The organism is Pseudomonas sp. FeS53a (genome assembly GCF_000931385.1).
Lineage (GTDB): Bacteria > Pseudomonadota > Gammaproteobacteria > Pseudomonadales > Pseudomonadaceae > Metapseudomonas > Metapseudomonas otitidis.
Window position 1 is genome coordinate 48,230 of sequence record NZ_JYFT01000047.1, and the last position, 9,182, is coordinate 57,411.

The 9,182-nt window shown below is 67.0% G+C and carries 7 protein-coding genes; 2 read left to right on the forward strand and 5 right to left on the reverse strand.

Annotated features, from left to right (window positions below):
- Nucleotides 1–8: 8 nt before the first annotated feature.
- From SZ55_RS13955 to SZ55_RS13975, 5 genes are all read right to left on the reverse strand, one after another.
- The gene (locus SZ55_RS13955; protein WP_044406935.1) at nt 9–1,019 is read right to left on the reverse strand and encodes an ABC transporter permease subunit; all 1,011 of its coding nucleotides are present in this window, start codon (nt 1,017–1,019) and stop codon (nt 9–11) included.
- A gap of 106 nt (nt 1,020–1,125) precedes the next feature.
- Nucleotides 1,126–2,718, reverse strand: coding sequence for an ABC transporter substrate-binding protein (locus tag SZ55_RS13960; RefSeq protein ID WP_044406938.1), 1,593 nt, complete (start codon nt 2,716–2,718; stop codon nt 1,126–1,128).
- A gap of 44 nt (nt 2,719–2,762) precedes the next feature.
- Complete coding sequence (locus SZ55_RS13965) at nt 2,763–4,202, reverse strand: OprD family outer membrane porin (RefSeq protein WP_044406941.1); 1,440 nt, start codon at nt 4,200–4,202, stop codon at nt 2,763–2,765.
- Nucleotides 4,203–4,423: 221 nt separating this feature from the next.
- Nucleotides 4,424–6,025 carry an ABC transporter substrate-binding protein gene (locus SZ55_RS13970; protein WP_044406944.1) on the reverse strand — a complete coding sequence of 534 codons (1,602 nt, stop codon included), beginning with the start codon at nt 6,023–6,025 and terminating at the stop codon, nt 4,424–4,426.
- A gap of 263 nt (nt 6,026–6,288) precedes the next feature.
- Entirely contained in the window at nt 6,289–6,852 is a 564-nt protein-coding gene (locus SZ55_RS13975) for a helix-turn-helix domain-containing protein (RefSeq protein WP_044406946.1), read from the reverse strand.
- A 337-nt stretch (nt 6,853–7,189) separates the two neighbouring features.
- Here SZ55_RS13975 and SZ55_RS13980 point away from each other — a divergent pair, with 337 nt between their 5' ends.
- Together SZ55_RS13980 and SZ55_RS13985 are read left to right on the forward strand one after the other, a co-directional pair.
- Nucleotides 7,190–8,404, forward strand: a complete 1,215-nt coding sequence (locus SZ55_RS13980) for a M24 family metallopeptidase (protein WP_044406948.1) — start codon at nt 7,190–7,192, stop codon at nt 8,402–8,404.
- A gap of 189 nt (nt 8,405–8,593) precedes the next feature.
- Nucleotides 8,594–9,034 (forward strand): N-acetyltransferase, encoded by a 441-nt coding sequence (locus SZ55_RS13985; protein WP_044406950.1) that lies wholly within the window; start codon nt 8,594–8,596, stop codon nt 9,032–9,034.
- Nucleotides 9,035–9,182: the final 148 nt, after the last annotated feature.

A 9,182-nucleotide genomic window follows, 5' to 3' on the forward strand; every position in this document is an offset into this window, starting at 1 on the left:
TCGGCTCCTCAACGTTGATGACGGATGCGGGGATTGGCGAGGCCATAGAGGATGTCCACCACGAAGTTGACCAGGATGACCAGGCAGGCGATCAGCAGGATGCCGTTCTGCACCACGGGGTAGTCCCGCGCGCCGATGGACTCGATGAGCCATTTGCCGATGCCCGGCCAGGAGAAGATGGTTTCGGTGAGCACGGCGCCCGCCAGCAGGGTGCCCACCTGCAGGCCGAACACGGTGAGCACCGGGATCAGCGCGTTGCGCAGGCCGTGCACGAACACCACGCGGCTCGGCGACAGGCCCTTGGCGCGGGCGGTGCGGATGTAGTCCTCGCGCAGCACTTCGAGCATCGCCGAGCGGGTCATGCGGGCGATCACCGCCAGGGGGATGGTGCCCAGCACGATGGCCGGCAGGATGAGGTGCTTGAGGGCGTCGACGAAGGCGCCTTCCTCGTCGGAAAGCAGGGTGTCGATGAGCATGAAGCCGGTCTTCGGCTCGATGTCGTAGAGCAGGTCGATGCGCCCGGAGACCGGTGTCCAGCCCAGCCAGACCGAGAAGAACATGATCAGCAGCAGGCCCCACCAGAAGATCGGCATGGAGTAGCCGGTGAGGGAGATGCCCATCACCCCGTGGTCGAACAGCGAGCCGCGCCGCAGGGCCGCCAGCACGCCGGCCAGCAGGCCGAGGGTGCCGGCGAACAGCAGGGCGGCCAGGGCCAGTTCCAGGGTGGCGGGGAACAGCGTGAGGAACTCGTGCCAGACGCTCTCGCGGGTGCGCAGCGACTCGCCCAGGTCACCCTGGGCCAGCTTGCCGATGTAGGTGAGGTACTGCTCGTACAGGGGCTTGTCGAGCCCCAGGCGGATCATGGCCTGGGCGTGCATTTCGGGATCGACGCGACGTTCGCCCATCATCACTTCCACCGGGTCGCCTGGAATCAGGCGGATCAGCGCGAAGGTCAGCAGGGTGACGCCGAAGAAGGTGGGGATCAGCAGCCCCAGTCGGCGAGCAATGAAACTGAGCATCTCGGTGATTGACTCCTCAGGTATCACGCCCGCTTCCGTGGGTAACGGTGGGCGGGCGTCGTTCTTGTTGTCGGGTGTCGCGGCAGCGGGTGCCGCGACGGCGCCGTTACTTCACCCGGGTGGTGGCGAAGTGGTTGTTGGTCAGCGGGCTGATCACGTAGCCCTCGACGTTGCTGCGGCGCACGTTGAACAGCTTAGGGTGCGCCAGCGTAATCCACGGGGCTTCGCGGTGGAAAACCACCTGGGCCTGTTCATAGAGCTTCGCCCGCTCGGCAGGTTCGCTGACGCTGCGGGCCTTCTGGATCAGGGCTTCGAACTCGGGGTTGCACCAGCGTGCCTGGTTTTCCCCCGACTCGGCTGCCGCGCAGGACAGGTTGGGGCCGAGGAAGTTGTCCGGGTCGCCGTTGTCGCCAGCCCAGCCCAGCAGCACCATGTCGTGCTCGCCGCCCTTGGAACGCTTGAGCAGTTCGCCCCACTCCAGGGAGCGGATGGTCATCTGGATGCCGGCCTTGGCCAGGTCCGCTTGCATCATCTGTGCCGCCAGCGCCGGGTTGGGGATGGTGGATGAGGTGCCATTGCGGATGAACAGGGTGATCTTCAGGTCCTTCACCCCGGCTTCGGCCAGCAGGGCACGGGCCTTCTCCGGGTCGTGCGCCCAGTCCTGCACCTGGTGGTTGTAGCCCAGCAGGGTCGGCGGGTAGGGGTTGACCGCGACGCTGGCGTTGCCGGCGCCGAACACGGCCTGGATCATCGCCTGCTTGTCCACGGCGAGGTTGATGGCCTGGCGCACGCGGGCGTCGTCCAGCGGCTTGTGCTGGGTGTTGATGGCGACGTAGGTGGTCAGCAGCGCGTCGATCTCGTCCACCGCCAGGTTGGGGTTGCTGCGCACGCCGGGCACGTCTTCCGGCTTGGGGTAGAGGGCGATCTGGCACTCGCCGGCGCGTACCTTCTGCAGGCGCACGTTGGGGTCGAGGGTGATGGCGAACACCAGGTTGTCGATCGGCGGCTTGCCGCGGAAGTAGTCCGGGTTGGCCTTGTAGCGCACCTGGGCGTCCTTGGCGTAGCGGCTGAACACGAAGGGGCCGGTACCGATGGGCTGCTGGTTGAGCTGGTTGGTCTTGCCGGCCTTGAGCAGCTGGTCGCCGTACTCGGCGGAATAGATGGAGGCGAAGCCCATGGCCATGTCGGCGAGGAAGGGCGCCTCGGGGCGGCTGAGGGTGAAGCGCACGGTGAGGTCGTCGACCTTCTCCACGGACTTGATCAGCTCGCGCATGCCCATGGCGTCGAAGTAGGCGTAGCCGCGCTGGGCCGACTCATGCCAGGGGTGCTTGGGGTCGAGGGCGCGCTGGAAGCTCCAGAGCACGTCGTCCGCAGTCAGGGTGCGGGTGGGGGTGAAATAGTCGGTGGTGTGGAACTTCACCCCCGGGCGCAGGTGGAAGGTGTAGACGGTGCCGTCGGGGCTGATGTCCCAGCGTTCCGCCAGGGCCGGTTCCAGCTCGGTGGTGCCGGGCTTGAAGGCCACCAGGCGGCTGAACACCGTTTCGGCGGAGGCGTCGGCGGTCACCGCGCCGGTGTACTGGACGATGTCGAAGCCTTCCGGCGCGGCTTCGGTGCAGACCACCAGGTTGGCCGCCTGGGCCAGCGGGGCGCCGGCGGCCAGGGCCACCAGCAGGGGCAGGGTACGGAGCGTCATGCGCATGTGAGTCTCCTTGTGGGGCGCCGCTGGGCGGCGCCCGTCTCAATCTAGAGCAGGTCGAAGGGGAAAGTGCTGACCACGCGCAGTTCGTTCACGCTGCCGTCGATCTGCTGCTTGCTGGCCTTGTGGGACATGTAGGTGACCTTGAAGGTGCTGTCCTTGATGGCCCCGCTCTGCACCTTGTAGGCCGCCATCAGCCCGTACTCGTGGTGGCGTTCGCCGTCCATGCCGCGCACTTCGACGTAGTTGCCGTAGGCGCCGTTGCGATCACCGTCGTAGTGGGTGCCGTCGATGTCCCAGCCCTTGGCGTACCAGGCGGTGGTGGACAGGCCGGGGACGCCGAAGTAGCTCCAGTCGGTCTCGTAGCGGATCTGCGCGGACTTCTCGTTGGGGCCGTTGTAGTCCGAGAGCAGGGAGTTGGCCAGGTAGATGGCCGCCGTTTCGTGGACGTAGTCGAAGTACTCGTCGCCGTCGATCTGCTGCCAGGCCAGGGTCAGCGCGTGGGCCTGGTGGGCGAGGGTGAATGCCAGGCTCCAGGCGTTGTTGTCGATGTAGCCGGCCTTGCGCGAGCCGGTGTCGCGGGTGCGGTAGCCGTTCAGCGCGGTGCGCAGGGAGAGGTTTTCGCGGTCCCCCAGGGTGTGGGTGATGCCCAGGTAGTACTGGTCCCAGATGTCTTCGAAGCGGCCACCGTAGGCGGCGATCTCCAGGCTCTCCAGCGGCTTGTAGTTGCCGCCCAGGTAATGCATGTGCTCGCCCTTCACTTCGCGGGTGCCGTACTCGGTGGTGAAGGCTTCGTCGCCCGAGCCGGTACGCGGGCTGACGCGGCGGAAGCTGCCGGCCTGCAGGGCCAGGTTGTCCAGCTCTTCGCTGGTGATGGCGTAGCCGGTGAAGCTGGAGGGCAGGGCGCGGTTGTCGAAGTAGCTGAATACCGGGGTGTCCACCTGGAAGCGGCCGGCCTTCAGCTCGGTGTTGGAGACGCGCAGGCGCACGTTGGCGATGCCCAGCTTGGACCACTCCTCCACGCCGTGGCCGTTGCTGTCGGCCAGGGTGCGGTTGCCGCCACCGCCGATGCGGCCCTTGCCGCGTTCCAGGTTGATGGCGTTGAACGCGGCGACATCGAGGCCGAAGCCGATGGTGCCCTGGGTGTAGCCGGAGCTGTACTTGAGCTGGGTGCCTTGCACCCATGCGCGGCGGCTGTGGGTGCGCTGTGGGCCGTCATCCTTGGGGATGGTGAAGCCGAAGCTGTCCTTCATCTGCTCGCGGGCGGCGAAGTTGCGGGTGCTGAGGGTCAGGCTCTGCCCCTCGATGAACCCGGTGGCGCCGGCCTGGCCCTTCACCGGCTTGTCCACCGCCGGGATGTTCTGTACCTGGGCGGCGTAGCTGGGGTTCTCCGGCACCGGTGGCATGGGCTGTTCCTCGGCCCCTGCCGCGCCGGTGGCGGCCAGCAGGGCCAGGGCCAGGGTCGCTCGGGAATGGTCTTTCTTCATGTCGTTCGCTCCTTTGTTGTTATTGCTTCGCTTTGAAGCAAGGAGCGCTGGCGCGGACTGCCGTCGTCACCGGGCAAGCCGGTGGCGTCGCACGCAAGCGCAGCTTCCTTGCGGACTCGTTGGGGCAGGTATGAAAAAAGGTCTCCTCCGCTCTGCGGCGGATGGAGGGGTGGGTCACGGAAGACCGGGGCCTGGCGGGGGCAGCCGCCAGGCCCCTGTGCTCACGGGGCGTTGGCCACGCCGTAGAAGGAGTTGGTGGAGAACGGGCTGATGCGGAAGCCCTCCACGCTCCGGCTCATGGGCTGGTAGACGGTGGAGTGGGCGATGGGGCTGATCGGCACCTGGTTGTGCAGGCGCTGCTGGGCCTGTTTGTACAGCTCGGTGCGCTGGGCCTGGTCGGTGCTGGCCTTGGCCTGCTTGACCAGCTTGTCGTAGTCGGCGTCGCACCACTTGGAGACGTTGTTGCCGTTGACCGAGTCGCAGCCGTAGAGGGTGCCGAGCCAGTTGTCCGGGTCCCCGTTGTCGCCGGTCCAGCCGAACAGCATGGCGTCGTGCTCGCCGGCGTGGGCGCGCTTGATGTACTCGCCCCACTCGTAGGTGACGATGCGCGCCTTGACGCCGACCTTGGCCCAGTCGGCCTGGATCATCTCGGCCATCAGCCGCGCGTTGGGGTTGTAGGGGCGCTGCACGGGCATGGCCCAGAGGGTGATTTCGGTGCCTTCGGCGATGCCGGCGGCCTTGAGCAGTTCCTTGGCTTTCTCGGGGTTGTACTCGCTGCCCTTGATGGTCTCGTCGTAGGACCACTGGGTCGGCGGCATGGCGTTGACCGCCAGTTGCCCGGCGCCCTGGTAGACGGCCTCGATAATGGCTGGCTTGTTCACCGCCATGTCCAGCGCCTGGCGCACCTCCACCTTGTCAAACGGCGGGTGGGTGACGTTGTAGGCGATGTAGCCGAGGTTGAAGCCGGGCTGCGAGGGTACCTGCAGGCGCGGATCCTGCTTGAGGCCTGCGATGTCGGCCGGGCGCGGATTGAGGGTGACCTGGCATTCGCCGGCCTTGAGCTTCTGGGCGCGTACGGAGGCGTCGGTGTTGATGGCGAAGATCAGGTTGTCGATCTTCACGTCCTCGGGCTTCCAGTACTCCTTGTTGCCGGTGAAGCGGATCTGCGCGTCCTTCTGGTAGCGCTTGAACACGAACGGGCCGGTGCCGATGGGCTTCTGGTTGAGCAGCTGCGGCGTGCCGGCCTTGAGCAGCTGGTCGGCGTACTCGGCCGAGTGCACGGCGGCGAAGGGCATGGCCAGGTTCTGGATGAAGGCCGCGTCCACCTGGTTGAGGGTGAACTTGACGGTGTGATCGTCCAGCTTCTCGACCTTGGCGATGTTCTTGTCCAGGCCCATGTCGGTGAAGTAGGGGAACTCGCTGGGGTAGGCCTTACGGAACGGGTGGTTCCTGTCGAGCATGCGCTGGAAGGTGAACAGCACGTCGTCGGCGCTGAACTCGCGGCTGGGAGTGAAGTACTCGGTGGTGTGGAACTTCACGCCCGGGCGCAGGTGGAAGGTGTAGGTCAGGCCGTCTTCGGAAACGTCCCAGGACTCGGCCAGCGCCGGCCCGGCGCGGGTGCTGCCGCGCTCGAACTGCACCAGGCGGTTGAAGAGGGTTTCCGCCGTGGCGTCGAAGTCGGTGCCGGTGGTGTATTGGCCGGGGTCGAAGCCGGCGGGGCTGCCTTCAGAACAGAACACCAGGTTGCTGGCGGCGGAGGCGAAGGAAGTGCCGAGGAGCAGGCCGGCAGCGAGCAGGGCCTGGACGAGGGTGTTCTTGGGCATGCGGGACCTCGATTGTTCTTTTTCTGAGGGCGTCACGGGCTCGCGGCCTTATGGACCGGGCACGTGCTCGGTACAACCCGCTGCGTTCCGGTCCCGGGGTCAGGCGGCCGGCCCTGTGCAGCGGTGAGCGCTCTGGCCGGGGCTCCTTGCCCAACGCCAAAGCGTGGCCGAAATTAAGTCATGCTGAAAAAGTGGTCAACAGAAATTAAGCAAGACTTACATTCAGGCGTCACCGAGCGTCGCATCGAGGTAATTGCGAGGGGTCAGGAGGCGTTGCGGTCGTCGAACAGCGGCATGGTGGTGACGGTCAGCACCTCGGCCACGTTCTCGCCGACGTTGGCCAGGCAGTGGGTCTTGCCGGCGTCGAAGTGCACCGAGTCGCCGGCGGCGAGCGGGTACTGGCGACCGTCGATGGTGTAGACGATCTGCCCGGAGAGCACATAGGCGAACTCCGAGCCCTCGTGGGCGATCAGCTCCGACTGGTAGCCCACCGGCATGTTCATCTTCACCGCGTTGAGCAGGTTGCCGGGGAAGGAGGTGGACAGGCGCTCGTAGGCCAGCGGCTGGCCCTCGATGGTGTAGCGCACGCGCTCGTTCTGGTGGGAGTCGGGCTGGGGCTGCGGCGGCTGGTCGAACAGTGCGTTCATCGGCACGCCGAGGGACTTGGCGATGTTGGCCAGGGAGGAGATGGACACGCCCGTCAGGTTGCGTTCGGCCTGGGAGAGGAAGCTGGCGGTGAGCCCCGATTCGGCGGCGACCTGGTTGAGGGTCTTCTTCGCGGCACGCCGGTAGCGGCGCAGGCGTTCTCCGATGCGGTCGACGGACATGGCGGGTGCTCTGGTGACGGGAGACGGGAGACGGCCAGTATACCGAGCGGTGCGGCGGGCGGCAGTCCCGGCGCAAGCGCCCGGGCCACCGGCTTGTGGCCGGCGGTGGGCACGGTACCGCGCAAGGGAAGGGTGGAGCTGTCGGGCGATCGTGTCGCCCGGCCTGCGCAGCATAGTGGCTGAAGCTGTCGGGAAGCTGTCAGCGAAAGGTCGAATGGCGCGCGCGACGTGCATCGGCGGCCATAAAATTAAGTCACACTTAAAAAATCCTTTGACCGCCTCGTTCAGCCTCCCTTAAATTCCGCCGCCGGATTGTCAGACAAGCGAGGACCACGGGATGACCAGGGGTGTAGGCGGCAGCACGCCAGAGGCGGCGCTCGCCCAGTTGCACGACATGACCGCCGGCGCGCGACCCATCGAGGCGGCGGAGTACCACGCACGCATCGCCCGTGCCCAGCGCTTCATGGTCGAGCAGGGCATCGGCGCGTTGTACCTCCATGCCGGGGCCAACCTGCGCTACTTCACCGGCGTGCAGTGGCACCCCAGCGAACGCCTGGTGGGCGCGCTGCTGCCGGCCGTGGGCGAGCTGGAATACCTCGCCCCGGCCTTCGAGGAAGGCACCGTGCGCGGCTTCCAGGTGGTGCCGGGCGCCATCCGCACCTGGCAGGAGCACGAGTCCCCCTACCGCCTGCTGCTGGATCGCCTGGCCGCCCTGGGCCTGGCCGACGACGCCTGCGTGGCGCTGTGCCCGAGCCTGCCGTTCTTCATGTTCGACGGCCTGCGCAATGAGTCGCCGCGCTACCGCTTCATCGACGGCGGCCGCGTCACCCAGCACTGCCGCGCCCGCAAGTCCGCCGCCGAGATCGCCCTGATGCAGCGCGCCAAGGACATGACCCTGGCCGTGCACAAGGCCGCCGCCAGCATCCTCCGCGAGGGCATCACCCCGGCCGAGGTGGAGGCCTTCATTCACCAGGCCCACCGCCGCGTCGGGGCCAGCGGCTCGTACTTCTGCATCGTCCTGTTCGGCGCCGACAGCGCCTTCCCCCACGGCGTGGCCCAGCCCCGGCCATTGCGGGACGGCGACATGGTGCTGATCGACACCGGCTGCCGCCTGCACGGCTACCTCTCGGACATCACCCGCAGCTACGTCTTCGGCACCCCCAGCCTGCGCCAGCGCGCCCTGTGGGACGCCGAGAAGCGCGCCCAGCTGGCCGCCTTCGACGCCGCCCGCCTGGGCGCCCCCTGCGAAGCGGTGGACGCCGCCGCCCGGCGCTCCCTGGAAGCCGACGGCCTCGGCCCGGACTACCAGCTCCCCGGCCTGCCGCACCGCACCGGGCACGGCATCGGCGTGGAGATCCACGAAGGCCCCTACCTGGTACGCGGCGACGCCACACCCCTGGCGCCGGGCATGTGCTTCAGCAACGAACCGATGATCTGCGTGCCCGGCGAGTTCGGCATCCGCCTGGAAGACCACTTCTACATGGCCGAAGACGGCCCGCGCTGGTTCACCCAGCCGAGCCACTCCATCGACGATCCGTTCGGGTTGGCCTGAGCCCGGCAGTGGTATGGCCTCCACCTGGCGGGGGAGGTCGTCGACGCTGCTGTAGCTGAAGCGGACCACCGCGTCTCATCACCCCCTTCCCGGCCACCACTGAGGAAGGGGCCGGCGCGCTTCTGCAGACCGACGTTCGCCGGCGCCTATAATCGCCGGCTTCGAACGTGACCCCGCACAGGACTGCACATGATCCGCCTTGCCCGCCCCGACGAGTACGCCGACCTGGTGGACATCTGGCTGGAGGCCTCCCTCCAGGCCCATGACTTCATCCCCGAAGCCTTCTGGCACAGCCAGCGGGACGCCATGCTCAACCACTACCTGCCCGCCGCGGAAAACTGGGTCGTGGAAGAAAACGGCCAGGTGTGTGGCTTTCTGTCCCTGGTCGAGCACCACCTCGCCGCACTCTTCATCCACCCCGACCACCAGCGCAGCGGACTCGGCCGTCGCCTGCTGGACAGCGCCAAGGCGCGGCATCACTCACTGGAACTGAACGTCTACCGCGCCAACGTCAAGGCGGTGGGTTTCTACCGTTCGGCTGGTTTCGAAGTCGTCGCCGAAGCGCTGGATGCCGCGACGGGGCAGCCGGAGTTGACCTTGCGTTGGTTGGGTGAGTTGGGGACGGGATAAAGATGTATCCATTCGAACTGCAGGTTATTCCCTCCCCTCCAACCTCACCCGCGCAAAGTTGTTCGACCCCAGTGGGTTGAGCTGGTAGCCGCTGATGCCCTTGCGCACGACGGCGAATTGCCGGGGGTGGGCGAGGGGGATCCAGGGG